20 protein-coding genes are annotated in these 26921 nt (G+C 69.5%); 8 read left to right on the forward strand and 12 right to left on the reverse strand.

Annotated elements, in window-relative coordinates:
* Positions 1–6 precede the first annotated feature (6 nt).
* From SCAB_RS14920 to SCAB_RS14930, 3 genes are read right to left on the reverse strand one after another with little or no spacing between them, the layout of a single operon-like run.
* A complete protein-coding gene (locus SCAB_RS14920) occupies positions 7–1023 on the reverse strand; it encodes an ABC transporter permease (RefSeq protein ID WP_013000909.1) in 1017 nt (338 codons plus the stop codon).
* On the reverse strand, positions 1016–1939 hold the full coding sequence (locus SCAB_RS14925) for an ABC transporter permease (RefSeq protein WP_013000910.1): 924 nt from the start codon (positions 1937–1939) through the stop codon (positions 1016–1018). The genes SCAB_RS14920 and SCAB_RS14925 overlap by 8 nt, the downstream gene beginning before the upstream one ends.
* A gap of 6 nt (positions 1940–1945) precedes the next feature.
* Positions 1946–3589, reverse strand: coding sequence for a peptide ABC transporter substrate-binding protein (locus SCAB_RS14930; RefSeq protein ID WP_013000911.1), 1644 nt, complete (start codon positions 3587–3589; stop codon positions 1946–1948).
* Positions 3590–3990: 401 nt separating this feature from the next.
* On the opposite strand from SCAB_RS14930, the gene SCAB_RS14935 reads away from it, so the two are divergent.
* From SCAB_RS14935 to SCAB_RS14945, 3 genes are read left to right on the forward strand one after another with little or no spacing between them, the layout of a single operon-like run.
* Positions 3991–5007 carry an ABC transporter permease gene (locus tag SCAB_RS14935; RefSeq protein WP_013000912.1) on the forward strand — a complete coding sequence of 339 codons (1017 nt, stop codon included), beginning with the start codon at positions 3991–3993 and terminating at the stop codon, positions 5005–5007.
* Positions 5008–5054: 47 nt separating this feature from the next.
* Positions 5055–6845: an ABC transporter substrate-binding protein gene (locus SCAB_RS14940; RefSeq protein ID WP_013000913.1), complete on the forward strand. Its 1791-nt coding sequence runs from the start codon at positions 5055–5057 to the stop codon at positions 6843–6845.
* Positions 6846–6868: 23 nt separating this feature from the next.
* Positions 6869–7852: an ABC transporter permease gene (locus SCAB_RS14945; protein WP_013000914.1), complete on the forward strand. Its 984-nt coding sequence runs from the start codon at positions 6869–6871 to the stop codon at positions 7850–7852.
* 50 nt (positions 7853–7902) lie between these two features.
* Here the strand turns inward: SCAB_RS14945 and SCAB_RS14950 are convergent, their stop codons facing one another.
* From SCAB_RS14950 to SCAB_RS14990, 9 genes are all read right to left on the reverse strand, one after another.
* Positions 7903–8286: a VOC family protein gene (locus tag SCAB_RS14950; protein WP_013000915.1), complete on the reverse strand. Its 384-nt coding sequence runs from the start codon at positions 8284–8286 to the stop codon at positions 7903–7905.
* Positions 8287–8549: 263 nt separating this feature from the next.
* On the reverse strand, positions 8550–9692 hold the full coding sequence (locus SCAB_RS14955) for an ABC transporter ATP-binding protein (RefSeq protein ID WP_013000916.1): 1143 nt from the start codon (positions 9690–9692) through the stop codon (positions 8550–8552).
* A gap of 13 nt (positions 9693–9705) precedes the next feature.
* Complete coding sequence (locus SCAB_RS14960; RefSeq protein WP_013000917.1) at positions 9706–10767, reverse strand: ABC transporter ATP-binding protein; 1062 nt, start codon at positions 10765–10767, stop codon at positions 9706–9708.
* A 10-nt stretch (positions 10768–10777) separates the two neighbouring features.
* Positions 10778–11755: an ABC transporter permease gene (locus SCAB_RS14965; protein ID WP_013000918.1), complete on the reverse strand. Its 978-nt coding sequence runs from the start codon at positions 11753–11755 to the stop codon at positions 10778–10780.
* A gap of 126 nt (positions 11756–11881) precedes the next feature.
* The gene (locus SCAB_RS14970) at positions 11882–13684 is read right to left on the reverse strand and encodes an ABC transporter substrate-binding protein (RefSeq protein ID WP_013000919.1); all 1803 of its coding nucleotides are present in this window, start codon (positions 13682–13684) and stop codon (positions 11882–11884) included.
* Between the two features lie 104 nt (positions 13685–13788).
* Positions 13789–14829 (reverse strand): ABC transporter permease, encoded by a 1041-nt coding sequence (locus SCAB_RS14975; protein ID WP_013000920.1) that lies wholly within the window; start codon positions 14827–14829, stop codon positions 13789–13791.
* 464 nt (positions 14830–15293) lie between these two features.
* The gene (gene typA / locus SCAB_RS14980) at positions 15294–17201 is read right to left on the reverse strand and encodes a translational GTPase TypA (RefSeq protein WP_013000921.1); all 1908 of its coding nucleotides are present in this window, start codon (positions 17199–17201) and stop codon (positions 15294–15296) included.
* A gap of 163 nt (positions 17202–17364) precedes the next feature.
* A complete protein-coding gene (locus SCAB_RS14985) occupies positions 17365–18045 on the reverse strand; it encodes a hypothetical protein (RefSeq protein WP_013000922.1) in 681 nt (226 codons plus the stop codon).
* Positions 18046–18135: 90 nt separating this feature from the next.
* Positions 18136–20409 (reverse strand): ABC transporter family substrate-binding protein, encoded by a 2274-nt coding sequence (locus SCAB_RS14990; RefSeq protein ID WP_041669226.1) that lies wholly within the window; start codon positions 20407–20409, stop codon positions 18136–18138.
* A gap of 493 nt (positions 20410–20902) precedes the next feature.
* Between SCAB_RS14990 and SCAB_RS14995 the strand changes: the two genes are divergently transcribed.
* The 5 genes from SCAB_RS14995 to SCAB_RS15015 all read left to right on the forward strand — a co-directional run bounded on the left by SCAB_RS14995 (position 20903) and on the right by SCAB_RS15015 (position 26895).
* Entirely contained in the window at positions 20903–21193 is a 291-nt protein-coding gene (locus SCAB_RS14995) for a hypothetical protein (RefSeq protein WP_013000924.1), read from the forward strand.
* A 67-nt stretch (positions 21194–21260) separates the two neighbouring features.
* Positions 21261–22097, forward strand: coding sequence for a hypothetical protein (locus SCAB_RS15000; RefSeq protein WP_037728443.1), 837 nt, complete (start codon positions 21261–21263; stop codon positions 22095–22097).
* 19 nt (positions 22098–22116) lie between these two features.
* Positions 22117–24066, forward strand: coding sequence for a fumarate reductase/succinate dehydrogenase flavoprotein subunit (locus SCAB_RS15005; RefSeq protein WP_013000926.1), 1950 nt, complete (start codon positions 22117–22119; stop codon positions 24064–24066).
* The gene (locus SCAB_RS15010; RefSeq protein WP_013000927.1) at positions 24063–24839 is read left to right on the forward strand and encodes a succinate dehydrogenase/fumarate reductase iron-sulfur subunit; all 777 of its coding nucleotides are present in this window, start codon (positions 24063–24065) and stop codon (positions 24837–24839) included. The genes SCAB_RS15005 and SCAB_RS15010 overlap by 4 nt, the downstream gene beginning before the upstream one ends.
* Before the next feature lie 163 nt (positions 24840–25002).
* Positions 25003–26895, forward strand: a complete 1893-nt coding sequence (locus SCAB_RS15015; protein WP_231885011.1) for a hypothetical protein — start codon at positions 25003–25005, stop codon at positions 26893–26895.
* Positions 26896–26921 lie beyond the last annotated feature (26 nt).

Here is a 26921-nt window from a genome sequence, read left to right on the forward strand (position 1 = left end):
GGCGGTTCACCTCAGCTTCGGGTCGAGGGCGTCGCGGACCGCGTCGCCGAGCATGATGAACGCCAGGACGGTGATCGCCAGCGCTCCCGAGGGCCACAGCAGTGCGTGCGGGGCGTTGCGGATGTACGGGGAGGCGGCGGAGATGTCGATGCCCCAGGAGACGCTCGGCGGTTTCAGGCCGACGCCCAGGTAGGAGAGCGTCGCCTCCAGGGCGATGTAGGTGCCCAGCGCGATGGTGGCCACGACGATGACCGGGGCGACCGCGTTCGGGGTGATGTGCCGCAGCAGCATGCGGGAGTTGGAGGCGCCCAGGGCGCGGGCGGCCTGGACGTAGTCGTTCTGTTTGGCCGTGATGACCGAGCCGCGGGCGATGCGGGAGATCTGCGGCCAGCCCAGCAGCACCATGAAGCCGATCACCGGCCAGATGGAGTTGCTGGTGACCACGGAGAGCAGCACCAGACCGCCGAGCACCACCGGGATCGCGAAGAAGACGTCGGTGATCCGGGACAGGAACGAGTCCGAGTGGCCGCCGAAGAACCCGGCGAGCCCGCCGAGCACCGACCCGAGCAGCGCGACGCCGAGCGTCGCGCAGACACCGACGGAGATGGAGATCCGCGCCCCGTAGACGGTCCGGGTGTACACGTCACAGCCCTGACCGTCGTACCCGAACGGATGTCCGGGCTGCGCGCCCTCCTGGGCCTTGGAGAGGTCGCACTTGAGCGGGTTGCCGGAGGCGATCAGCGAGGGCCACAGGGAGATGACGACCAGGAAGAGGATCACCAGGGCCGAGATGATGAAGACCGGGTTGCGGCGCAGGTCGCGCCAGGCGTCGGACCACAGGCTGCGGGCCTTGCCGTCCGGGCCGCCGCCGGCCGGACCGTCGCCCAGTCGTTTCTCCAGGGTCTCCCCCTCGGTGGTGGCGAGGTCCATGGTGCCGTCCTGCCCGGTCGCGGCGATCGCCCCGCCCTCGGGGGCGCGCTGGCCGCCCGACACGTGGGGCTCCTCGGGCAGCGGTTCAGGCATAGCGGATCCTCGGGTCGAGTACGGCGTAGAGGAGGTCGACGAGCAGGTTGGCGAGCAGGAACACCAGGACGAGGACGGTCACGAAGCCGACGACGGTCTGGGTGTTCTGGCGGAGGATGCCCTGGTAGAGCTGGTAGCCGACGCCGTGGATGTTGAAGATCCGCTCGGTGACGATCGCGCCGCCCATGAGGGCCCCGATGTCCGTGCCGATGAAGGTGACCACGGGGATCAGGGAGTTGCGCAGCAGGTGCTTGCGGATCACCCGGTGCCGGGGCAGTCCCTTGGCGACGGCGGTGCGGACGTAGTCGGCGCGGGCGTTCTCCGCAATGGACGTCCGGGTCAGCCGGGTGACGTACGCCAGGGAGACCGAGGCGAGGACCAGCCCGGGAACGATCAGCTCGTCGAAGGGCGCTTCGGAGGAGACCGAGGGACTGATCCAGCCCCACTCCACCCCGAGCAGCAGCTGCAGCAGCAGACCGGTGACGAAGGTGGGGACGGAGATGACGACCAGGGTGACCACCAGCGCCCCGGTGTCGACGGGACGCCCGCGCCGCAGGCCCGTGACGACGCCGAGGGAGACGCCGACGACGATCTCGAAGAGGATCGCGACGATCGTCAGCCGGATGGTGACCGGGAAGGCGGAGGCCATCAGCTCGGTGACCTCCTGCCCGTTGAACGCGGTGCCGAAGTCGCCGGTGAAGACGTTCCCCATGTAGGTCAGGTACTGCTGCCAGACGGGCTTGTCGAGGCCGAACTCGCGGCGCAGCTGGGCGGCCGTCGCCGGATCGCACTCCCGGTCGCCGCAGAGGCCCGCGATGGGGTCGCCCATCACGTTCACCATGAGGAAGATCAGGAGGGTGGCGCCCACGAAGACCGGGATCATCTGGAGCAGGCGCCGGACGACGTACCGTCCCACGGAGGATCAGCCGACCTTGATCTGGTCGTAGACCGGCACGCTGAACGGGTTCAGGGAGACGTTGGACAGGCGCGCCGAGTAGCCCGCGCTGCCGTTCTGGTACCAGAGCGGGATGGCGGCCATGTTGTCCCGGACGACCTCCTCGGCCTTCTGGAACGTCTCCACGGCCTTCGCCGTGTCGGATTCGGCGTTGGCCTGGTCGACGAGCTTGTCGAAGTCGGCGTTGGACCACTTGCCGTCGTTGGAGGAGGCGTTGGTGTAGTACAGCGGCTGCAGGAAGTTCTGGATGAGCGGGTAGTCCATCTGCCAGCCCGCCCGGAACGGGCCGCTCATCTTCCGCTGGGTGATCTGGTTGCGGTAGTCGGCGAAGGTGCCGACCGGGTTGCCCACGCACGCCTTGTCGTTGTCGAGGGCGTTGTTGATGGAGTTGCAGACGGCGTCGACCCACTGCTTGTGGGAGCCGGTGTCCGCGTTGTACGTGATCTTGACCTGGCCGCCGGGGAGGCCGCCGCCCTCCTTGATCAGCTTCTTGGCCGCGTCCGCGTCGTACTCGCAGGCGTCACCGCACAGCCCCTTCTTGTAGCCGCCCTCCTCGCCGAGGACCGGGGAGGTCCAGTCGGTGGCGGGCGTGCGGGTCTTCTGGAAGATCGTGTCGGTGATCTGGTCGCGGTCGATCGCCTGGGAGAGCCCCTGGCGGACCTTCTCCGAGCCCTCCTTGTTCCAGTCCGCGTCGTAGAACGGGAAGGACAGGGTCTGGATGATGCCGGCCGGGGTGTTGATGTACCGGTCGCCGAGGTCGGCCTTGACGTTCTTCAGCTGGGCGGCGGGGACGTCGTCGACGAGGTCGAGGTTGCCCGCCATCAGGTCGGTGTAGGCGGTGTTGTTGTCGGTGTAGACCTTCAGGTCCACGCCGCCGTTCTGTGCCTTGTCCTCGCCGGGGTAGTCGTCCCACTTCCGCACCGACAGCTGGGAGCCCTTGGTGTACGAGTCGACGGCGTACGGGCCGTTGCCGACGGGCTTGGCGAGCCAGGCGTCGTGGTCGGTGAAGAACGACTGCGGCAGCGGGGCGTAGGCGTTGTACCCGAGGGTGTCGGGGAAGGTCGAGAACTTCTGGGTGAGCTTGACGGTGAAGGTGTTCTCGTCGGTGACCTTGAGCCCGGAGAGCGTGTCGGCGGTCTGCTTGCTGCCGTCGTCGGGGTGCGTCTTGTCGTAGCCCTGGATGTACTCGAAGAAGTACGCGTTCTTCTGGTTGTTCTTCAGGCTCGCGCCGTAGTTCCAGGCGTCCACGAAGGACTTGGCGGTCACCTTCTCGCCGTTGCTGAAGGTCCAGCCGTCCTTGACCGTGATGGTGAAGTTCTGCGAGTCGGTCGTCTCGATCTTCTCGGCGAGCATGTCCTCGGCCTCGCCGGTCTTGGGGTCGTACTGCTTCAGCCCCCGGAAGATCATCGACAACACCTTGCCGCCCTGCACCTCATTGGTGTTGGCCGGCTCCAGCGGGTTCTGCGGGTCGCCCCACGAGGAGCTGAGCACGGCACCGGAGTCGCCGCTTCCGCTGCTGCCGCTGCTGTCGTCCCCGCCCCCGCAGGCGGTCGCGGCGAGAGCCACCGCCGCCGCGCCGGCGATCCATCGAGCGTGCGTGGCTCCGCGCATGGGTGCCTCCTCGTCCTACGTGCGCGATCTTCTTGTTACCGGACAATATCGACGCGTTTCGCGCATATCGCACATTTGGGGGGCCGTATGGGTGCGTGGTCGGGTGCGGGTCCGGTGGGGGCTGGTCGCGCAGTTCCCCGCGCCCCTGAAAACCCAGGCCCCTGCGGGCCTGAAAAGCACGGGCGCAGCCCTTGCTTCTCAGGGGCGCGGGGAACTGCGCGAGAAGCCCCACGCACCCGCACCCGAAAAGGCACCCCACCCTCGCAGTCTGAAAAAACCCCGAAGAGCCGGTAAGAGAACGGTTCACCCCCGTAAGAGCCCGTTCGGCAATCCCCCTCCCCTTGGTCAAAGCCCCCACGAACGCATTGACCCGCCCCCACGGCCGGTTGAAAGGTCACGTCATGGGGACCTCGCCCGCATCCACGACGGCCACGCCCTTCGAGGCGCCGCCCAGCACCCCGCCCCGCACCGCCGGAGGCCACGCCACCAGCTCCCCCGGCCGCATCGCCTGGCGCCGCTTCCGCCGGGACCGCGCCGGCACCGTCTCGGCGTACATCGTGCTGCTGTTCTTCGCCGCCTCGATCGCCGCCCCGCTGATCGCCAGGCTCTACGGCAAGAACCCGTACACGACGTACGGCCAGAACCAGCCCGGCCTGCTGAACCAGTTCGGCTTCCCCGTCGCACCCAACGGCGGGGTCAGCGGCGACTTCTGGTTCGGCGTCGAACCGCAGCTCGGGCGGGACGTCTTCACCCTCCTCCTCTACGGCATCCGCAACTCCCTGCTGATCGCCACGGTGACGACCCTGCTGGTCACCGGCCTCGGCATCGTGGTGGGAGTGACGGCCGGCTATCTCGGCGGCCGCGTCGACAACCTGGTGGGCCGGATCGTGGACATCCTGCTGGCCTTCCCCTCCACCCTCTTCTTCATCGCGATGTGGCCGGTGCTGATCTCGATCCTGGTCTCGCCCGACGAGAACACCCCGACCTGGCTGACGGTCGTGAGCCTGATCTCGGTGATGACCGCGTTCGGCTGGGCCCCGATCGCCCGGCTGCTGCGCGGCGAGGTACTGGCCCTGCGCGAGCGGGAGTTCGTGGAGGCGGCCAAGGTCACCGGTGCCTCGGCGGCCCGGATCGTCTTCCGGGAACTGCTCCCCAACCTGTGGACCCCGGTGCTCATCCAGGCGACCCTCGCCCTGCCCATGTACGTCACCACGGAGGCGGCGCTCGCCTTCCTCGGCGTCGGCCTCAGCGACCCCACCCCCGACTGGGGCGTGATGATCCAGCGCGGGGCGCAGGTCTACCAGAGCGACATCACGTACATGCTCTTCCCCGGCCTCTCGATGGTGATCTTCGTGATCGCCTTCAACCTCCTCGGCGACTCGGTCCGCGACGCGCTCGACCCGAAGACCAGACGCTGAGCCCCCTCCGCAGCACACTCCTTCTCCCTGATTCAGGCAGGACACCCATGTCGATCTCCCGCAGGAACTTCGTCATCGCAAGCTCGGTCGCGACGGCCGGCGGCGCCCTCGTCCTCAGCGCGTGCAGCAGCGGAGGCGGGGGCGGTACGGCGGGCGGCGGCGCGGCCTCCGGCTCCGCCGCCACGTACGCCAAGGTCACCGTGGGCACCGCGGCGGACTCCACCGGCCCCGCACCCGCGGTCCCGGGCGCGCGCAGGGGCGGCACGATCCGCCCGATCGGTCCGGACGACTTCTCCCACCTGGACCCGCAGCGCATCTACTTCGCGTGGAACTCCACGGTCGCGAACCTCTACGTCCGCTGTCTCACCGGCTACAGGATCGCCGCCAACGGCTCGATGAAGCTCGTCGGCGACCTCGCCACCGACACGGGCACCATGACGGACGGCGGAAAGACCTGGACGTTCACCCTCAAGGACGGCCTGAAGTGGGAGGACGGCAGCGCGCTGACCGTCGACGACGTCCGCCACGGCATCGAACGCGGCTTCGCGAGCTTCACCACCGAGGGCGCGACCTACGTCCAGACCTGGCTGACCGGTTCGAACGACTTCCGGTCGGTCTACAAGGGCCCGTACAGCGGAAAGCACCTCTCCTCCGTCGTCACGGACACCGCGAAGAAGACCATCACCTTCCATCTGAAGACGGCCCGGCCCGACCTCAACTGGGCGCTGGCGATGCACTCCTACGGCGCGGTGCCGGTCGCGCACGACAGCAAGGAGAAGTACGACAAGGACCCCGTCTCCTGCGGCCCGTACCGCATCAGGCAGCACTCCGTGGACAAGTCCATGACCCTGGTGCGCAACACCCACTGGGACCCGGCGACGGACCCGATCCGCAACGCCTACCCGGACTCCGTCGTCTTCGAGTTCGGCCCCGAGGCCCTGCCGGCCACCGACCGGCTGATCGCGGACTCGGGGACCGACCAGTACGCGGTCATGGCCTACAGCGGCGTGCCGGCCGAGCGCATCCAGAAGGTGATCAGCGACTCCGCCCTGGAGTCCCGCACCATCGACGGCCTGCTGACCGGCCTGTACTACTACGCCATCAACTGCCGCCGCATCAAGGACGTCCGGGTCCGCCAGGCCCTCAACTACGCCTGGCCGCTGGAGCAGATCCGCTCCATCTACGGCGGCCCGTCTGCCGGCGACTACGCGACCACCATCCTCAGCCCGGACATCGCCGGGCGGGTGAAGTTCGACGCCTACGGAAAGCTGAAGAACCCCCGCGGTGACACGGCGAAGGCGAAGTCCCTGCTGAAGGAGGCCGGCAAGCTCGGCCAGAAGATCGTCTACACCTATCCCCAGGGCGGCAACGACGCCTACGAGAAGACCAAGGTCGTCATCGCGAACGCCCTGAAGGAAGCGGGCTTCGACCCGGTCGTCAAGCCCGTGGAGTCGACGAGCTACTACGACCAGGTCGGCCAGATCGACAACCAGTTCGATGTGATGTGGTACGGCTGGTCGCCGGACTGGCCCGCCGCCTACACCCTCATCCAGCCGCTCTTCGACGGCACCACCATCGCGAACAACGCCCCCAACGTCTCCCAGCTGAACGTGGGCTGGGTCAACGCGGCCATCAAGAAGGACGCGACCATCACCGACACCACGAAGGAGAACGCGGCCTGGGCGACGCTGGACAAGTCGATCATGGCCAAGGAGGCGCCGATCATCCCGGAGACCTATCAGCGGCGCTACTACCTGTACGGGTCCAAGGTGGGCGGCGCCCAGTTCGACCCGCTGTTCTCGGCGTTCCTCCTCCACAAGCTGTACGCCAAGGCCTGAGCCGGACCGGGACCCGAACCGCCATGCTCCGCTTCGTCGCCCGCAGGACACTGAGCGCGCTGCTGATCCTCCTGATCATCAGCGCCATCACCTTCCTCCTCTTCTACGTCGCCCCCCGCGACCCCGCCCGCGCAGCCTGCGGCAAGCTGTGCACCCCGCAGACGCTCGCCCTGGTCCGGCACAACCTCGGTATCGCCGATCCGCTGCCCGTCCAGTACTGGCACTGGCTCACGGGGGTGTTCGCCGGCCGGGACTACGCCGGGCTCGGCCACTGCCCGGCACCCTGCCTGGGCTACTCCTTCACCAACCACGAGCCGGTCCTCGGCCTGATCACCGACCGCTTCCCCACCACGCTCTCGCTCGCGCTCGGCAGCACGGTCGTGTTCGTCGTCTTCGGCGTGGGCACGGGCATGATCGCGGCGGTGGCGCAGGGCCGCCCCCTGGACAAGATCGCGTCCTCGGCGTCCCTGGTGGGCTCCTCGCTCCAGATCTACATCGTCGGCGTCGTGGCCATGTACTACCTCTCCGACCAGTGGGGCCTGCTGCCCCGCCCCTCGGACGCCGTCGGCTTCTCTCAGGACCCGCTGAGCTGGTTCAAGGGCCTGCTCCTCCCCTGGCTGGTCCTGGCGATCATCTTCACCGCCAACTACACGCGGATGACCCGCTCCCAGCTGGTCGAGACCCTCGCCGAGGACTACGTCCGCACGGCCCGCGCCAAGGGCATGTCCCGGTCCACGGTCTTCTTCCGCTACGCCTGGCGCGGCGCCATGGGCCCCATCGTCACCATCCTCGGCCTCGACATCGGCTACCTCCTCGGCGGCGCCATCATCACCGAGGAGACCTTCGGCCTGCACGGCATCGGCGCCCTGTCCATCAAGGCCGTCCGCGACAACGACCTCCCCCTGCTCCTGGGCGTGGTCCTGGTCGCCGCCGCCGCGATCGTGGTGGCGAACATCGTGGTGGACGCGGTGTACGCGCTGATCGATCCGCGGGTGCGGCTGGCGTAGGCAGGAGCGGGCAGGCCGGGCTCGGCGCGCGCCGAGCCCGGCCTGCTCCGTCAGCCCGACTCGCCCCGCTCCACGCAGAACTCATTGCCCTCGGGGTCGGCCATGAGCACCCAGCCGCCGCCGTCGGGGCGGGTGTGGTCGGCGATCACCCGGGCGCCCAGCCCGAGCGCGCGCTCGACCTCCTCGGCGCGGGTGCGGCCGTGGGGCTTCAGGTCGAAGTGGACCCGGTTCTTCGCCGACTTGCCCTCGGGCACCCGGACGAACAGCAACCGCGGCCCCCCGGCCGGGTCCGCGATCAGCGCCTCCGGGTCACCGGGCTTGTCGTCGTCGGCCAAGGGGCGGCCGAGCAGCTCGCTCCAGAAGAGGGCGACGTCGTAGGGGTCGCCGGTGCAGTCGAAGGTGATGCTGTGGATGGCGGGGTACGTGGGGGTCAACGGGGGTCTCCGTCACGGGTCGGTGTACGAGCGGCCCGGCGGGCCGAGATCAAGACCCCAGGGTCCCCCCAAGCACGCGTACCCGCCATCGATTTCGCCCAGGGCCGCCCGCGCGCGACCGGCCCCGCCCGCCCAGGCCCGGCCACCAGCCCCGGCCGCCGTCGGAACCGACGCGAACGGGCCCGTCGTACGAGGTGAAACCCCTCGGCTGAGGGGTGTCACCGTCGTACGACGGGCCCGTGACGGCTCGGTCCTCGGTCGGATCAGTCCTTGGCGGTCTTCGCCCCGGACTCGTCCGGAGCACTGTCCTCCAGCGCCTTGAGCGCCGGGTCCAGGACGACGTCCTCGGCGCGGGCCTCGGTCGTCGGGTCCTCCGGGAAGTGGCAGGCCGTCAGGTGGCCGGCCAGGTTGCCGGAGAGCTGGATCAGCGGCGGCTCCTCCGAGGCGCACTTGTCCTGCGCCTTCCAGCAGCGGGTGCGGAAGCGGCAGCCGGACGGCGGCGAGATCGGCGAGGGCACGTCACCGGCGAGCCGGATCCGCTCCTTGGCCTCGACCTCGTCGTCGATCGCCACCTCGGGCACCGCCGAGAGGAGGGCGTGGGTGTACGGGTGGCGGGGCCGGTTGTAGAGCGAGTCACGGTCGGCGACCTCGACGATCTTGCCGAGGTACATCACCGCGACGCGCTTCGAGAAGTGCCGGACGATCGCGAGGTCGTGGGCGATGAACAGGAACGCGATGCCCAGCTCGTCCTGGACCTTCTGGAGCAGGTTGACGACCTGCGCCTGGATGGACACGTCCAGCGCCGAGACCGGCTCGTCCGCCACGATCAGCTTCGGGTTCAGGGCGAGCGCCCGGGCGACCCCGATGCGCTGGCGCTGACCGCCGGAGAACTCGTGCGGGAAGCGGTTGTAGTGCTCGGGGTTGAGACCGACCAGCTCCAGCAGCTCGCGGACCTTGTTCTCCCGGCCGCCCTCGGGGTTGATCCCGTTGACCTCCATCGGCGACTTGATGATCGTGCCGACGGTCTGCCGCGGGTTGAGCGAGGAGTACGGATCCTGGAAGATCATCTGGATCTCGGACCGCACCGGCGCCAGCTGCTTGCGCGAGGCGTGCGTGATGTCCTGGTCCTTGTAGGTGATCTTCCCGCCGGTGGGCTCCATCAGCTTGGTGATCAGCCGGCCGGTGGTGGACTTGCCGCAGCCCGACTCACCGACGAGGCCGACGCTCTCGCCGACGCCGACGGTCAGGTCGATACCGTCCACCGCCTGGACGGCCCCGACCTTGCGCTTGATCGGGAAGCCGCCGTAGATCGGGAAGTGCTTCGCGAGGCCCTCGACCCGGAGGAGGGTCTCGGCCGCGGTGTCCTTGGAGCCCTGCTGCGCGGGGAGGGTGAGGTTGTCGCTCATGTCTCGGTTCTCCCTAGCGCAGCCGAGGCTGGATCTTGTCGATGAAGATGGTCTGCTTCTGCTCCGCCGTCAGGTGGCAGGCGGAGTCGCGCCCCTGTCCGAGCGCGGGCCGCTCGGTGCTGCACCGGTTGCCGCCTACCTCGGAGGTGAACGCGCAACGCGGGTGGAACGGGCAGCCGGTGGGCGGGTTGAGCAGGCTGGGCGGGGAGCCGGGGATCGGCGTGAGTGCCTGGCTGGTGTCGCCGCCGAGACGGGGCATCGAGCTGAGCAGACCCCAGGTGTAGGGGTGCGTGGGGTTGCGCAGCACCTCGCGGACGCTGCCGCGTTCCACGGCCCGGCCCGAGTACATCACCAGCAGGTCGTCGGCCATGTCGGAGATGACACCGAGGTCGTGCGTGATGAAGATGATCGCGGAGCCGAACTCCTGCTGGAGATCCTTGAGCAGGTCGAGGATCTGCGCCTGGACGGTCACGTCGAGGGCGGTGGTCGGCTCGTCCGCGATCAGCAGGTCGGGGTCGCAGACCAGGGCCATGGCGATCATGGCGCGCTGGCGCATACCGCCGGAGAACTGGTGCGGGTAGTCGTCCACGCGGGTCTGCGGGTGCGGGATGCCGACCTTGGCCAGCATCTCGATCGTCCGCTGCCGGGCCTCCTTCTTGGAGGCGCCGGTGTGCTTCATGAACGGCTCGGCGATCTGCCGGCCCACCGTGTAGTACGGCGAGAGCGCCGTCAGCGGGTCCTGGAAGATCATCGCCACCTTGTTGCCGCGGAGCTGCTCCAGCTCCTTCTCCTTGGCGGTGACGAGCTCCTTGCCGTCGAGGATGATCTCGCCCTCGACGGTGGTGGTCTTGGGGTTGTGCAGACCGAGGACGGTCAGGTTGGTCACGGACTTGCCGGAGCCCGACTCACCCACGATGCCCAGCGTCTTGCCGCGCTCGACGTCGAAGGAGAGCCCGTCGACGGCCTTGACTATGCCGTCCTCGGTGGAGAACCGCACCCGCAGGTCGCGGACCGAGAGGAAGGCCTCCGGCCCGGTCGGGGCCGTCTCACCTTCGGTCTTGGTCAGAGTGGTCACGGTATTTCTCCTAGCTGAGGCGCACGCGCGGGTCGATGTAGGCGTAGGCGATGTCCACGACGATGTTCAGGAGCAGGATGAAGAAGGCTCCGAACAGCATCACGCCCATGGTCAGCGGGATGTCCTTGTCGGTCGAGGACTCGACCGCCAGACGCCCGATGCCGGCCAGGTCGAACGTGAACTCGGTGACCACCGCGCCCGACAGCAGTGCGCTCAGGTCCATGCCGATGATGGTGACGATCGGAATGAGTGAACCACGCCAGGCATAACGGAAGAATACGTAACCCTGCTTCATGCCCTTCGCGCGGGCCGTGCGGACGTGCTCCTCGGACAGCTGCTCGATCATGGTCGAGCGGGCCATACGCGTGTACTGGGCGGTGAAGATCGTGGCCATGACGGCCCACGGGATCAGCATGCCCAGGGCCCAGCCGACCGGGTCCTCCGTGAAGGGGACGTACTTCGGGCTCTCCATCCAGCCGGTGCTGAAGACGAAGATGCCGAGGACGATCGGACCGAGGAAGTAGATCTGGAACGAGCTGAGCACCATCGAGGCGCCGCTGACGATCTTGTCGATGACCGTGCCGCGCTTCCAGGCGGCGAGCAGGCCGGAACCGAGGCCCAGCACCAGGAAGATCACCAGGCCGCCGACGGTCAGCGACAGGGTGAGCGGGAAACGGTCGACGATGGAGTCCCAGACGAACTCGCCGCTCTGGAAGGACATGCCCAGGCACGGCGCGGGGCAGTGGCCCACCGCGAAGTCCCGGCCGACGACGATGCCGGACATGAAGTCCCAGAACTGCGTGGTGATGGGCTTGTCGAGGCCGAGGTTCTCTCTGATGACCGCGATGTTCTCGGGGGAGCAGTTCTTGCCGCAGGACAGCTGCGCGAAGTCTTGGGGGATCGTATAGAACAGGAAGAACGTGAAGGCGCCGATCAGGAACATGATGACGACAGCGCCGATCAGCCTGCGGATGAGGAACTGAAGCATGGCGGGTGGATGCTCTCTTCGAAAACGCGGCGGTCGGAGGGGGTGGAACCGACCGCGGGGGTGCGCTCCGCCTGGCGCACACCCCCGCGGATCAGCCGGTTTGACCGGACTGGCCGGACTGACGGATTACGGCTGCTTCACGAACAGGTCGTTGATGTCGATGTAGCTCGACTCCGTGCTGTACCGGGCACCACCGATGTTCGATCCGAAGAGCTGGATCTGCTTCGAGTAGTAGACCGGGGCGGCCGGGTTGATCTCCTCCACGATGCGGTGGTGAGCCTCTTCCCACGTCTTGGCCGCGGCCTCGGGCTCCTCGGTGAGCGCCTTCTTGATCAGCGCGTCGACCTTGGCGTCCTTGATGTGCGAGTAGTTCGACGCACCGTCGGCGACCAGGGTGCCGTCGTAGACCGGGGTGATGACCGTGGACGGGGAGGACCAGTCCTGGCCCCAGCCGGTCATGTAGAGGTCGAACGGGTTCTTCAGCTTGCCGATCTGCTCGTAGAAGCTGGCCCGGTCGATCTCCTTGGCCTGGATGTCGAAGCCGATCTTCTTCAGCGTGTCCTTGATGATGAGCATCTGGGCCTGGCCGCGCGGGGTGTTGGAGTAGGCGTAGGTCAGCTTGGTGCCCTCCTTGACACCCGCCTCCTTCAGCAGCTCCTTGGCCTTGGCCAGGTCACCGTTCGGCTTCTTCAGCTTGTCGAACGGGTCGTAGGCCTTGTCGTAGCCCGGCAGCGTCGGCGCCATCAGACCACCGGCGATCTCACCGCCGTAGCGGCCACCGTCGGCCTGGACCATGGCCTGCGACGGGATCGCGTAGGTGATCGCGTCGCGGACCTTCTTGTCCTTCATGTTGGCGCTGTCGAGGTTGAAGGTCATCTGCCACACGTAGGGCTGGTAGCCCTGGATCGTGCGCTTCTTCGCACCGGCGTTGCCGATGACCGTCGACAGCTGGGCCGGGTCCACCGAGTCCGTGAACTGGATGGCGTTCTTGGCCTCGCCCTGGTCGGCGATCAGACGCTTGGTCTGGCTGGGCTGGTCGATGGTGGTGGTGAAGTTGTAGCCGTCGACGTACTGGTGGCGCACCGAGTCCGTGTTCGGGTCCCACTTGTCGTTCTTGACCAGGGTCAGCGACTTGCCGGCCTTGTACTCGGAGACCTTGTACGGGCCGAGGGCGGCGGGGGCCTTGTCGTACTTCTCCTTCGTGTCCTGCTTCTCGGGCACGATGGCGTAACCGGCCATGGCGAGGGCCTGCGGGAGGTCCGGGCGCGGCTGGCTGAAGTGGAAGACGACCGTCTTGGCGTCCGGGGTCTCCAGGACGGAGTCCGGCAGGTGCTTGCCCTTGTACGGGCCGTCCGGCAGCTTCTTGCGGTAGTCGGAGCCCGAGAGCCAGCTCTGGATGTACGTCGGGCCGTCGAAGATGACCTTGGAGTACTGACGCTCGATGGTGTGGCGGACGTCGGCCGAGGTGATGGCGTTGCCGTCCTCGTCCTTGACGCCGTCCTTCAGCGTGTAGGTCCAGGTCTTGCCGCCGTCGGAGGACTTGCCGGAGTCGGTGGCGATGTCACCGACGACCGTCAGGTTGCCCTTGTCGTCCTCCTGGTAGTTCGTCAGACCGCGGTGGAGCAGGTTGGCGAGCTGACCGGCGTCGGAGACGTAGATCTGACCCGGGTCCATGTGGGTCATGTCCGACTGCGCGTAGACGTTGATGACACCGCCGGGCTTGGCACCCTTGACGGGCGCGGCGGGGCCCTTGGAGGCGGCGGCGTCACCGTAGACGACAGGCTTCGACTGCTCGGCGGCGTCGTCCTGGGACTTCGAGGTGTCCTTGGTCTTCGCCTTGCCGTTGTCCGAGCACCCGGTGAGCGCCAGCGAGCCGGCCACGATGGCGACGGCCACGGCGCGCGTGGTGCGGGTTCTGATGGGCTTCATGATGCCTATGCACCTACCTGTCGATTGTTGTCCACGAGTACTGCCTGACGGTCCGGGAAGAACCCGGATCGGGGGTGGCAGTCCCCCCACCCACCAATGGACGATTAGCGTCCGGTCTTGGGGTCGAATGCGTCCCGGACGGAGTCTCCGAGAAGGTTGAAGCAGAGAACGAAGACCACCATCGCCACACCCGGGAAGACCATGAACATCGGGTCCTGGTCGTAGATGTCGGAGCCGATGGCGAACATACGGCCCCAGTCGGGGGTGGGCTCGACGAAGCCGACACCGACGAAGGAGAGGAAGGCGATGGAGAGGATCGTGCTGGGCAGCATGTACGTGCCCTGCACCAGGATCGGGGTGACGATGTTCGGCAGGATCTCCTTGCGCACGATGCGCCAGGGCGAGGCCCCGGAGACCTTGGCGGCCTCCACGAACTCGCGCTCGCGGAGCGAGAGCACGGAGCTGCGGACCAGGCGGGCCAGGCCCATCCAGCCGAGGAACCACATCACCAGGATGATGGCCAGAGCGCGCAGGTACGTCGGCGTCTCGTCCTTCGGGTCGACGAACAGCGCGGTGACCACCGGCATGAAGGCGATGAAGAAGAGCTGCTGCGGGAAACCGAGGAAGAAGTCGGTGATCCGGCCGACCCAGTAGTCGACACGACCGCCGAAGTAGCCGCCCACCATACCGATCAGCACGCCGGTGACGACGCTGATCAGGGTGATGAGGACCGCCATGTACAGCGAGGTCCGCATGCCGTAGAGCAGCATCGTGAACACGTCACGGCCGAGCTTGGGCTCGACACCGAACCAGAAGTCGCCCGAGATGCCGCCGAAGGAACCGGTGGGCATCGCGAAGTCGTCGAGCAGGAAGGGGTAGTCCGGCTCCTGCGCGTACAGGGTGTAGGGGTTCTTGCCGTACACGCCCGCGATGACCGGCGCGAGCGCGGCGATCGCGAAGAAGAAAATCACTACGCACGCGGAGACGACTCCCGTACGGTCCCGCTTGAACCGTTGCCACATCAACTGGCCGGGGGAACGACCCTCAAGCTTCTTCTCACCCTTGACGGCCTCGGCGGTCGTCTCGAGCTCGGGGTCCAAGGCGACCGCGGACCCGGAGCCCTCGGCCTTGGTTGGACTGGTCATGTCTGTTCTTCCCCCGGGGGGTTGGAGAGTTGAGCGCAGCACAGATACCGGCAGGTTCTGTGGTTTGGGGGAACTTTCGCCAAACGGGTCAACGCGCGTCAAGGGCGGAAGGCATAGGGATCTCCCTACCGTCCATATTTTGAGCAAAAATTGCAAAGATTGACACCTGGTCGCGCTTGACAGCTCACAACGGAAACCGGCGAAGCGGACATTCAGGGTACGATTTTTGTTTACATGTCCGAAACTTGATCGCTGCAACACCGATATCCGAACAGCGGTTCACAGCTCTCAGACAGCCGATCGGACATCCGGCGACGAACCGCCGGCCGCCCCCACAGGTCCTTCACGCGCTTCCCGGAAGCCCCAGTATCCCCACGACACCTCCCCGCCGTGCGGGCAGGCCGGAAGCCCGGTTCTCCGGAGGGTGGAGAACCGGGGCTTCACAGAAGGAAAGTGACGGAACGTCAGCCGTGCTTGGCGCGGCTCGCGGCGCGGGCGCGCTCGCGGGCGTCCAGGTTGACCTTGCGGATGCGCACGGCCTCCGGGGTCACCTCGACGCACTCGTCGTCGCGGCAGAACTCCAGGGACTGCTCCAGGGAGAGCTTGCGCGGCGGGACGATGGCCTCGAACGAGTCGGCCGAGGAGGACCGCATGTTCGTGAGCTTCTTCTCCTTGGTGATGTTCACGTCCATGTCGTCGGAGCGCGAGTTCTCACCGACGATCATGCCCTCGTAGACCTCGGTGCCGGGGTCGGTGAAGAGCACACCGCGCTCCTGGAGGTTCGTCATCGCGAACGCGGTGACGGCACCGGCCCGGTCGGCGACCAGCGAACCGTTGTTACGGGTCTGGAGCGCGCCGAACCAGGGCTCGTGGCCCTCGTGGATGGAGTGCCCGATGCCCGTGCCGCGGGTCTGCGTCAGGAACTCGGTCCGGAAGCCGATGAGGCCGCGGGACGGGACGACGAACTCCATGCGGACCCAGCCGGAGCCGTGGTTCGACATGTTGTCCATCCGGCCCTTGCGGACACCCATGAGCTGCGTGACCGCGCCCATGTGCTCCTCGGGCACGTCGATCGTCATGCGCTCGACGGGCTCGTAGACCTTGCCGTCGACCTGCTTGGTGACGACCTGGGGCTTGCCGATGGTCAGCTCGAAGCCCTCGCGGCGCATCTGCTCGACCAGGATGGCGAGCGCCAGCTCACCACGGCCCTGGACCTCCCAGGCGTCCGGGCGCTCGGTGTCGAGCACACGGAGGGAGACGTTACCGACCAGCTCGCGGTCCAGGCGGTCCTTGACCTGGCGGGCGGTCACCTTGCGGTCCTTGACCGCGGCCTTGTTGTCGGCGCCCTTGCCGGTGCCGCCGCGGCCGACCAGCGGCGAGGTGTTCGTGCCGATGGTCATGGAGATCGCCGGCTCGTCGACCGTGATCAGCGGCAGCGGGATCGGGTTCTCGGGGTCGGCGAGGGTCTCGCCGATCATGATGTCCGAGATACCGGCGACGGCGCAGATGTCGCCCGGACCGGCCACCTCGGCCGGCTTGCGGGTGAGCGCCTCGGTCATCAGCAGCTCGGTGATGCGCACGTTGGACATGGAGCCGTCACGCTTGATCCACGTGACGGTCTGGCCCTTGCGCAGCTCGCCCTGCTCGACGCGGAGCAGCGCGATACGGCCGAGGAAGTTGTCCGCGTCCAGGTTGGTGACGTGCGCCTGGAGCGGGGCCTCCTCGTCGTACGACGGGGCCGGGACGTGCGACAGGATCGTGGAGAAGAACGGCTCCAGGCTGTTGCTGTCGGCCGGGACGGTGCCGTCCTCCGGCTTGGTCAGCGAGGCGACACCGTCACGCGCACACGCGTAGACGATGGGGAACTCGATCTGGTCCTCGTCGGCGTCGAGGTCGAGGAAGAGGTCGTAGGTCTCGTTGACGACCTCGTCGATGCGCGAGTCCGCGCGGTCCGTCTTGTTGATGCACAGGATGACCGGCAGGCGCTGCTGGAGCGCCTTGCGGAGCACGAAGCGGGTCTGCGGCAGCGGACCCTCGGAGGCGTCGACGAGCAGGACCACCGCGTCGACCATCGAAAGACCGCGCTCGACCTCGCCGCCGAAGTCGGCGTGGCCGGGGGTGTCGATGATGTTGATGGTGATGACGTCGCCGCCGGACTTCGGGTGGTACTTCACCGCCGTGTTCTTGGCGAGGATCGTGATGCCCTTCTCACGCTCCAGGTCGTTCGAGTCCATCATGCGGTCGTCGAGCGACTCGGCGGCGTGCGCGGCGAAGGCACCGGCCTGCTTGAGCATGGCGTCGACCAGAGTGGTCTTGCCATGGTCGACGTGGGCGACGATGGCAACGTTGCGGATGTCGTGGCGCGTGGCCATAGTGAGGCGCTTCTCCCGGGTGTGAGGACGGCCTGCGCTGACATCTGTGCCGCGCGGACCCTGCCGGGCTGGACACGCCACGGCCTCACCCCATGGTACGGGGCCGCGGACGCCGAGGCTCCCCGGGCCGCTCCGGCCCAGCTCAGACCGGCTCAGCCCCAGCTCAGGGGCGCTGCGCCGCCGCCCGTGCCGCCTTCGCCGCCCGCGAACCGGCCGGGCACAGCTCCCGGGCCGCCGCCCGGCCGGCCGCTCCGTCCGGCGGGGTGTCGCAGGGCAGGAACCCCCGGCCGACCGTCTCCCAGGTGTGGACGCGGCCCCGCACCGGACCGGCGTCACCGCAGGTGTAGGTGAAGCGGGCGTCGACGAACCCGATCTGTTTCCAGAGGTAGTACGGGCCTTCGAGCCGGCCGGCGTGCCAGCCGAAGGCCGTCACCTCGGGCCGTTCCTCCTCGGACGGGTCCGCGAGCGGCTCCTCCGTCTTCAGGTGCGTCCCCAGTGCCTTGATCACCCGGGCCGGGGACACCCCGCGGGGTGCTCCGGTGACCGTGGGCCGGTGGACCGTGCCGGGTTCCACGGGCGGCAGACGGGTCTCGTAGGAGTGCGTGCCCTTCGGGAAGGCGACCGGCTCGCCGAGTGCCGTCAGTTCCGTCCGGTGCCGGACACCGGACCAGGTGTACCTGCCGTCCGTGCAGGTCACGCCGTGTGCCCGGTCGTCGCGCCGGGCCGCCCCGTCGCCGGGGTCCCCCGTGCAGCCCGCCGCCGCCACCGTCAACAGCGCCACCCAGGCCGGGACCACACGGGTGATCCCGGCGACACGGCTGTGACGTTCCTCATCGCGACGCATCCCCCGCCCCTCCCCTTCCCCTCGCTCGCGCCTCGGCCGTCGCCCCGCGTGGATGCGGGACGGCGGCCGGGGCACAGGGGGAATGATCTCCTACGAGGCGGTGGGCCGCGCCGGGCCCTTCGCGCCCTTCTTCAGGAAGCCCATGTCCTCGTAGACCGGGGTCTGGAAGCCGAAGGCTCCCGCGTTCGCGAGGGTGGTGCGGGCGGCGACGAGCTGGGGGCGCTGGTAGAGGGGGATGGACCCGGCGGCGGCCCAGATCCGGGCGTCCGCCTTGCGGATCAGCGAGCGCGTCCTGGACTCGTCGAGGGTGGACACCGCCTGGTCGAACAGCTGGTCCACCCGGTCCGTGCCGACGCGGGTGTAGTTCTGCTCGACGTTCAGCGAGCCGTCGGCCGCCGGCACCGGCTTGGCGTAGATCGGCCGGGCGTCGGTGGCGGGGTACGCGGACGTGGGCCAGGAGTACAGCGCGAGGTCGTACTGGCCGTTCGCGATGTGGTCCTTGAAGTAGCTCTCGTCGGCGACCTTCGTGATCTCCGTCCGGATCCCGACGCGCTCCAGCATCACCGCGATCCGCCCGCCGACGGCCCGCAGCGACTCCGTACCCGGTCCCGACGGCAGCACGAACCGCAGCGTCAGCAGCTTGCCGTTCTTGGCGAGCGGCCCGCGCGCGACCGCGGCGGGCGCCCGCGTGCCCTGCGGGGCGTACGCGCCGGGCGCGCCCCCCGGCTTGAACTGCTTGCCGTCCTGGGCGAGGTTCTGGTTCCCGTCGGCGTCGTACGGCTTGTCGTCCCCGCCGACGACGTACGTGCTCTCGTCCCGGTCGGAGCGGGGCTTGTCGGAACCCGAGGCGTCCTTCTTGCCGGGCTTGTCGGAGTCGGAGGCGTCCTTCTTGCCGGTCTTCTCCCCTTCCGGGCCGGCCGCCTTCTTGCTCTCCTGAAGGGGCTCGCGGGGTTCGAGGGGGCCGCCCTGTTCCCAGCCGGCGTCGGCGAGGAGGGCCCGTGCCTCGTCGGCGTCCTGGTCGCCGAGGGCACCGCTGTTGTCGGCGTAGGCGGCCTGGCCGGCGAGGGCGAGGTGGCTGCCGACGGGCTCGGCGGGCAGGCCGAGCGGTTCCAGGACGAGGGCGGCGAGCTTCTCACGGTCGATCGCGCGGGCCACGGCGCGGCGGACGCGCTCGTCGGCGAGGGGGCCGTCGGAGCCGTTCAGCGCGAGCTGGGTGAAGGCGGGCTCCAGGGACCGGCGGACCGCGAAGCCGCGCAGGGCGGACTGCTGGGCGGTGTACTCGGCGATCGCCGCGCGCCGCTTCTTGCGGGCGCCGATCTCGTCGTCCGCGGCCTTCTCGTCCGAGCCGTGCGCGACGGCCCAGGACCGCAGCGACCTCGCGGGGGTCAGGCCGGACTCGGGGCCGTGGGCGCCCTCCCGGCTCAGGGTGCCGCTGCCCGAGAGCGGCGGACCGGCACCCTGCGCCTTCTTCTTCCGGTCACGTGAGGCGAGCGTGATCCGCTCGGCCTGCGCGGAGTCGACTTCGGCGATGTCGACCTTGTCCTCGGCCAGCGCCTCGGCCCGCTCGGCCCGCGGGACGGCGCGCAGGACCAGCTCGGAGAGCTTGGGCGTCCGTCCCCACCAGCGGGGGTTGCGGACGAGCGTGACCTCGCCTCCCTTGCGGTCGACCTCCTTCAGCGCGAACGGCCCGGCGGTGACCTTGAGCTTCTTGCGGGCGCCGTCGTTGAAGGAGTCGGGGGTGCCCATCACCTGCTTCGGGTACAGCGGCGAGAACAGCGACTTCCAGTCGGCGTACGGGCGGGCGAAGGTGACGCGGACCTCCAGGTCGTTGTCCCCGCGTTCGATCTTCTCGATCCGTTCGTAGCCGGCGTTCCTGGCCGTCCAGTAGGCGGCGTCCTTGCCGGACAGGGCCCGCCACTGCGCGGCGAAGTCGGCGGCGCCGATCTCCCGGCCGTCGCTCCACACCGCCTCCTGGTGGAGCTTGTAGAGGACGACCTGCCGGGGTTCGCGTGCGACGACCTTCGCCGACTCCAGGTAGTCGGTGTTGAGCTGGGGGCGTCCGCTGGCATCGAGGCGGTACATCGACGGCAGGACGGCGCCGGCGACACGGGCCGTGGTCGGGTCGGCGTCCGACTGGAAGGTGTTCAGGGTCTCCGGTACGGCGTCCACGGCCCAGCGCAGGCTGCCGCCGTCGGCGACGAGGTCGCGCGCGGCGGGCGCGATGTCCTGTCCGGCGACGGGTCTGCCCGCCGGGTCCTCCTCGCTGCAGCCGCTCAGCACGGGCACCGTGAGCACGCCCGCGGCCAGGAACGCCAGGGTGCGGCGCAGGGCGCGCGGTCGAACGCGGTCGTGGGGAATCGGCATCACTGCGACCTCCTCGCTCCGCGGTGGGAGAACGGGGACGGGGGCGGCTCTGATCACGTTCGGCGGTATATGGAGCTGATCAGACGGATGCGGCCCACTGAAGAGGACGGGGTTCCTGCGGGACGGCCGACACGACGAAGGGCGCCGCGGAACCCACCCATTCGGACGCGCGGTCCCTCCGGGTGGGCGCGGGTGGGTCGCAGGTCGGGTGCGGGTGCGTGGGGGCTGGTCGCGCAGTTCCCCGCGCCCCTGAAAAGCAGGGGCTGCGCCCCGTGCTTTTCAGGCCCGCAGGGCCTGGGTGTTCAGGGGCGCGGGGAACTGCGCGAGAAGCCCCACCGGACCCGCACCCGACGCCGCACCCGCACCCCCGAGCTCCCCCGGCGCAAAAGAACGTCGCACACGACTTCCCACCGGCCCGTGTGACGCGCGACACTCGCAGGCGCATGAACATTGCCGCCTTGGGGTCACCACCCCCTGAAAGCGAGGGCAAGTCATGTCCGTGCAAGACGACTTGACGGCAGTCCGGCGCTGCCTGGACGAACTGACCAGGTCCGTACGCCGCCTGGAACAACAACTCGGCGGCAGCGGCCTGGAGATACGCCGCGTGCGCACCGACGCCGACCACCTGCGCGAGAGCGTCGCGCTGCTCGGCGAGGCCGCTCCCGCCCTGACGAAGCCGCGCCGCCCCGACCTCGTCACCATCCCCGACACCCCGTACGACAGCTCTCTGTGGACGGACTCGGACGACGAGGGCCTCGGCTCCCGCGACCGCCGCGCTCCCTGACCGCCGTCACCGACCACCCCGAAACCCCAGCCCCCTCGACGCCAAGAACCCGACCGGGAGTCCCCCGTTGGCCACTGGTACGGAACCACCGGCAACAGAACCCCATCCCCGACGCGGCGGCGTACGGACCCGTACGCGCGCCGCGATCTCCGCCCCGCACCTGCGCACCGACCGCTGGTGGCTGGCCCCCGCCGCCACGGCCGCCGGGCTGCTGGCCTTCATCGTGTACTCGACGTGGCGGGCCTTCGCCGACGCGCACTACTACGCGGCCCCCTACGTCTCGCCGTTCTACTCGCCCTGTCTGGCGGAACGCTGCGCGCCCATGCGCGGCGGCCCCAACTGGGAGCTCCTCGGCGGCTGGTGGGGCATCTCACCGGCGATCATCATCCTGATCTTCCCGCTCGGCTTCCGCCTGACCTGCTACTACTACCGCAAGGCCTACTACCGGGGCTTCTGGGCGTCCCCGCCCGCCTGCGCCGTGGCCGAGCCGCACCAGAAGTACACGGGCGAGACCCGGTTCCCGCTGATCCTGCAGAACCTGCACCGGTACTTCTTCTACGCGGCCCTGCTGGTCGCCGGCATCCTCACCTACGACACGGTCCTGGCCTTCCGCGACGAGCACTACGAGTGGGGCCACATGGGCCTCGGCACCCTCGTGTTCCTCGTCAACATCGTGCTGATCTGGGCGTACACCCTCTCCTGCCACTCGTGCCGGCACATCGTCGGCGGCAAGCTCAAGCACTTCTCGAAGCACCCCGTGCGCTACCGGATGTGGCAGTGGGTGGGGAAGCTCAACGCCCGCCACATGCAGCTGGCCTGGGCGTCCTTGGTGAGTGTGGCGCTCGCCGATTTCTACGTGTACCTGGTCGCGTCCGGCGTCTTCGACGATCCGGTCCTCTTCTAACAGACAAAAGGTGCTTCTGATGTCCGTGGTCGAACGACAGGAGTGGGACGTCGTCGTGATCGGCGCCGGCGGGGCCGGGCTGCGCGCCGCGATCGAGGCCCGCGAGCGGGGCGCCCGTACTGCCGTGATCTGCAAGTCCCTGTTCGGCAAGGCGCACACCGTGATGGCGGAGGGCGGCATCGCGGCCGCCATGGGCAACGTCAACTCCGGTGACGGCTGGCAGGTCCACTTCCGCGACACCATGCGCGGCGGCAAGTTCCTCAACCAGTGGCGGATGGCCGAGCTGCACGCGCGCGAGGCCCCCGACCGGGTGTGGGAGCTGGAGACCTGGGGCGCCCTCTTCGACCGTACGAAGGACGGCCGGATCTCCCAGCGCAACTTCGGCGGCCACGAGTACCCGCGCCTCGCCCACGTCGGCGACCGTACGGGACTGGAGCTGATCCGCACGCTCCAGCAGAAGATCGTCGCGCTCCAGCAGGAGGACCACAAGGAGACCGGCGACTACGAGTCCCGGCTGAAGGTCTTCCAGGAGTGCACGGTCACCCGGGTGCTGAAGGACGGGGACGGCGGCCGGGTCTCCGGGGTCTTCGGCTACGAGCGCGAGTCCGGGCGTTTCTTCGTCCTCGAAGCGCCCGCCGTCGTCGTCGCCACCGGGGGCATCGGCAAGTCGTTCAAGGTGACGTCGAACTCGTGGGAGTACACGGGCGACGGCCACGCGCTGGCGCTGCTCGCGGGGGCGCCGCTGCTGAACATGGAGTTCGTGCAGTTCCACCCGACGGGCATGGTCTGGCCGCCGTCGGTGAAGGGCATCCTCGTCACGGAGTCGGTGCGCGGGGACGGCGGCGTCCTGCGCAACTCCGAGGGCAAGCGGTTCATGTTCGACTACGTCCCGGACGTGTTCAAGGAGAAGTACGCGGAGTCCGAGGCGGAGGGCGACCGCTGGTACGAGGACCCGGACCACAACCGGCGCCCGCCCGAACTGCTGCCGCGCGACGAGGTGGCGCGGGCCATCAACGCCGAGGTGAAGGCGGGCCGGGGCTCGCCGCACGGCGGGGTCTTCCTGGACGTGTCCACGCGGATGCCCGCGGAGACCATCCGGCGCCGGCTCCCCTCCATGTACCACCAGTTCAAGGAACTGGCGGACGTCGACATCACGGCGGAGGCCATGGAGGTCGGGCCCACCTGCCACTACGTGATGGGCGGGATCGCGGTCGAGTCCGACACGGCGGCGGCCCGCGGGGTGCCCGGCCTGTTCGCGGCCGGGGAGGTGGCCGGCGGGATGCACGGCTCCAACCGGCTGGGCGGCAACTCCCTCTCCGACCTGCTGGTGTTCGGCCGCCGGGCGGGACAGCACGCCGCCGCGTACACGGCGGGACTGAGCGGCCCCCGGCCCCCGGTGCACGACACGGAGGTCGACACGGCCGCCGCCGAGGCACTGCGGCCGTTCTCCGCCGAGGGTCCGCAGCCGGGCCTGGAGGCGGGCCGGCCGCCGGAGAACCCGTACACGCTCCACCAGGAACTGCAGCAGGCCATGAACGACCTGGTCGGCATCATCCGCCGGGAGGGCGAGATGGAGCAGGCACTGGAGAAGCTGGCCGACCTGCGGGTGCGGGCGCGCCGGGCGGGTGTGGAGGGGCACCGGCAGTTCAACCCGGGCTGGCACCTCGCCCTCGACCTGCGGAACATGCTGCTGGTCAGCGAATGTGTCGCGCGGGCCGCGCTGGAGCGTACCGAGTCGCGCGGCGGCCACACCCGCGAGGACCGTCCGACGATGGACCGCGCCTGGCGCCGGATCAACCTGCTGTGCCGGCTGTCGGACCCGACCGGCGGTCCGGAGACCTGGGATCCCGCCGTCGGCCAGATCGCCCTCACCCGGGAGACCACCGAGGCCATCCGTCCCGACCTGCTCGCCCTCTTCGACAAGGAGGAGCTGGTCAAGTACCTCGCCGAAGAGGAGCTGTACGAATGAGCGGCTACGCGGCCCACTTCAAGGTGTGGCGGGGTGACGTCGGGGGCGGCGGCCTGGAGGACTTCGAGGTCGACGTCAACGACGGCGAGGTGGTGCTGGACATCATCCACCGTCTGCAGGCGACCCAGGCGCCCGATCTCGCGGTCCGCTGGAACTGCAAGGCGGGCAAGTGCGGTTCGTGCTCGGCGGAGATCAACGGGCGTCCTCGGCTGCTGTGCATGACCCGGATGTCGGTGTTCACCCGGGAGGAGACGATCACCGTCACCCCGCTGCGGGCCTTCCCGGTCATCCGCGACCTGGTCACGGACGTGGGGTTCAACTACACCAAGGCGCGCGAGGTCCCGGCGTTCGTACCCCCCGAGGGCGTCGGCCCCGGCGAGTACCGCATGATGCAGGAGGACGTGGACCGTCCGCAGGAGTTCCGGAAGTGCATCGAGTGCTTCCTGTGCCAGGACACCTGCCACGTCGTGCGCGACCACGAGGAGAACAAGCCGGCCTTCGCGGGCCCGCGGTTCCTCATGCGCGTCGCGGAACTGGACATGCACCCGCTGGACGCGGCCGAGGACACCGGCCTGGACCGCAAGAGGACGGCCCAGGACGAACACGGTCTCGGCTACTGCAACATCACCAAGTGCTGCACCGAGGTCTGCCCCGAGGGCATCAGGATCACGGACAACGCGCTGATCCCGCTGAAGGAACGCGCCGTGGACCGCAAGTACGACCCGCTGGTGTGGCTGGGGTCGAAGATCAGGAGGCGCTCCTCGGCGGGGTGAGGGGAGCGCGCGTGCCCGCCCGAGCACCACGGTCGCCGCATCCCGCTCGCGACCGCGCCGGGAGGGCCATACGCTCCCAAATGTGACGTCGCGTCTGAGAAGGAACCGACCGCGGGGCGCCACGTCGCACATAGCCGTGCGTCTGGCACACACCCTCTTCGGAGTGCTCGCAGCCATGGCCTGGCTTCTGTTGCCCACGGCGACGGAGCCGGCCGAACGGCGGCCCACGGGCCGCCACGCCGACACGGCTCCCGCGGCGGGCGGACGACTCGCCGTCCGGGACCGCGACAAGCCGTCCGGGCCGTCCGCGCGGAGTGTGACGACCGTGGGACACGGGCCCCCGGTGCGTCCGGCCGCTCCGGCGCGGTCCGCGCCCCCGGGCACCGACGGGCGCCCGGTGAGCTCCGACAACGCGGCGCCCGTGGACGACGGGACGTCCGGGACGGACCTGATCCTGCCGGTGGCCGCCGCGGGTGCGGCTGTCGCCGTGGCCGCGTACTCGCTCGTACGACGCCGGCGCCGTGCCCGAACGGGGACGACGCCGACCGGCGTCTTCGAACCGCCGGCCGGCGTGCTGCCCGACCTCCACCACCGGGCCCTGCGGCTGGTCGTGGAGACCGACGACAGCGTCCGCACCAGCGCCGAGGAACTCCGTTTCGCGGCGGCCCGCCCGGGCCGCGCCGCCGAGCCGCCCTCGGACCGGCCCGGGGACCGGGACACGGACGCCCCGGCGAGCCCGGATGCCGACGAGAGCGAGCCCCGTCCGCGCCCGGAGGCCGGAGCACCGCAGCAGCCGGAAGAGGGGCAGCGACCCGCCGCGGACCCCGAACCGTCGGACACCGCACCGGCCGCCGCGGACTCCGAAGCATCGGGCCCCGAACCGGCCGCCACGGACCCCGAACCCTCGGACCCCGAACCTGCCGCCACCGACCCGCGCCCCCACGCCCCGGCTGCCGCCGGGTCCCCCCAGCCGCAGTCGGAGCCCAGGATCGCGCTCGACCCGGCGATGGCGTTCGCCGAGACCCCCGCGGGGCGGGACGCGGTGCAGCCGTTCGTGGAGGCGTTGGCGGACGCCCGGCGGGAGCTGCTGGGGGCCTGCCGGGCGGGTCTGCGGCTGGAGGAGGAGCGCGGTGCCCTGCCGCCCGACGAGGAACGCGTGCTGCTGGAGGAGATCCTCACCCGCTGCACGACCGCACAGCGGCGGCTGGACACGGCGACGCCCGCCTTCGACCAACTCCGGGCTCTGGAGTGGGACATCACGCCCGCCCTGGAGTGCGCGGAGGCCCGCTTCCGCGAGCTGGCCGCCCGTACGGCGGCAGCGGCCACCACCCTCACCGAGCTGCGGGAGACGTACGTCCCCGCCGCCTCGCTCCCCGTCACCGGCCATGTCGAACAGGCCAAGGACCGCCTGGTCTTCGCCACCACCGAGCTGAACCGGGCCCGCCAGGCCGCCTATCCGGGCGACCTGCGGATCGCCGCCGTCCATCTGCGGGCCGCCGAGGGCGCCATCGACCAGGCGGACCTGTTCGTGACCGGGGTGGAGCGGCTCGCCGCCGAGCTGGCGCACGCCGCGGTGACCGTCGCGCAGGGCGCCCGCTCCGGCGGCCCGCTCGACGACCCCTTCGACGTCCTCGGCAGTCAGGGCCACTGGTTCCTCCCGGCCCACAGCGCGGTCGCCGCCGCGGCCGACTACATCACCACACACCGGGCGGCGGTGGGGGCACCGGCCAGGATCAGACTGTCGGAGGCGGAACGGCACCTGACGGGGGTGGTGCCGTCGGATCCGGCCGGGCCGGAGGAGGCGGACGACGCCACCGAGGACACCCGGCGGGCCCACGCCCTCGCCCAGGAGGCCCGGCAGCTCGCCGAGCAGGACGTCCGGGCGTACGGCAACCCGTACGGCGGCCCGGGCGGCGACGGCCTGGCCGGTGCTCTGCTGGGCGGCATCGTCCTCGGCGAGCCCCCCGACGACAGCGGCCGGACCGAGCCGAAGGGCCCCGCCTGCTACGGCGGAACGGCGACCCGCGCCCGCAGAGCGGAGGACGGCCTGTTCTGACCTGGACGAGGCGCCCTGCACCTCGC

The organism is Streptomyces scabiei 87.22 (assembly GCF_000091305.1).
GTDB lineage: Bacteria > Actinomycetota > Actinomycetes > Streptomycetales > Streptomycetaceae > Streptomyces > Streptomyces scabiei.

What these genes read in the sequence shown, in the direction of transcription:
- SCAB_RS14975 (WP_013000920.1), bottom strand. Translation starts at nt 14,829, where the DNA reads ATGACCAGTCCAACCAAGGCCGAGGGCTCCGGGTCCGCGGTCGCCTTG.
- SCAB_RS14935 (WP_013000912.1), top strand. Translation starts at nt 3,991, where the DNA reads ATGGGGACCTCGCCCGCATCCACGACGGCCACGCCCTTCGAGGCGCCG.
- SCAB_RS15010 (WP_013000927.1), top strand. Translation starts at nt 24,063, where the DNA reads ATGAGCGGCTACGCGGCCCACTTCAAGGTGTGGCGGGGTGACGTCGGG.
- SCAB_RS14955 (WP_013000916.1), bottom strand. Translation starts at nt 9,692, where the DNA reads ATGAGCGACAACCTCACCCTCCCCGCGCAGCAGGGCTCCAAGGACACC.
- typA (WP_013000921.1), bottom strand. Translation starts at nt 17,201, where the DNA reads ATGGCCACGCGCCACGACATCCGCAACGTTGCCATCGTCGCCCACGTC.
- SCAB_RS14970 (WP_013000919.1), bottom strand. Translation starts at nt 13,684, where the DNA reads ATGAAGCCCATCAGAACCCGCACCACGCGCGCCGTGGCCGTCGCCATC.
- SCAB_RS14995 (WP_013000924.1), top strand. Translation starts at nt 20,903, where the DNA reads ATGTCCGTGCAAGACGACTTGACGGCAGTCCGGCGCTGCCTGGACGAA.
- SCAB_RS14965 (WP_013000918.1), bottom strand. Translation starts at nt 11,755, where the DNA reads ATGCTTCAGTTCCTCATCCGCAGGCTGATCGGCGCTGTCGTCATCATG.
- SCAB_RS14945 (WP_013000914.1), top strand. Translation starts at nt 6,869, where the DNA reads ATGCTCCGCTTCGTCGCCCGCAGGACACTGAGCGCGCTGCTGATCCTC.
- SCAB_RS14985 (WP_013000922.1), bottom strand. Translation starts at nt 18,045, where the DNA reads ATGCGTCGCGATGAGGAACGTCACAGCCGTGTCGCCGGGATCACCCGT.
- SCAB_RS14990 (WP_041669226.1), bottom strand. Translation starts at nt 20,409, where the DNA reads ATGCCGATTCCCCACGACCGCGTTCGACCGCGCGCCCTGCGCCGCACC.
- SCAB_RS14930 (WP_013000911.1), bottom strand. Translation starts at nt 3,589, where the DNA reads ATGCGCGGAGCCACGCACGCTCGATGGATCGCCGGCGCGGCGGCGGTG.
- SCAB_RS14940 (WP_013000913.1), top strand. Translation starts at nt 5,055, where the DNA reads ATGTCGATCTCCCGCAGGAACTTCGTCATCGCAAGCTCGGTCGCGACG.
- SCAB_RS14920 (WP_013000909.1), bottom strand. Translation starts at nt 1,023, where the DNA reads ATGCCTGAACCGCTGCCCGAGGAGCCCCACGTGTCGGGCGGCCAGCGC.
- SCAB_RS15005 (WP_013000926.1), top strand. Translation starts at nt 22,117, where the DNA reads ATGTCCGTGGTCGAACGACAGGAGTGGGACGTCGTCGTGATCGGCGCC.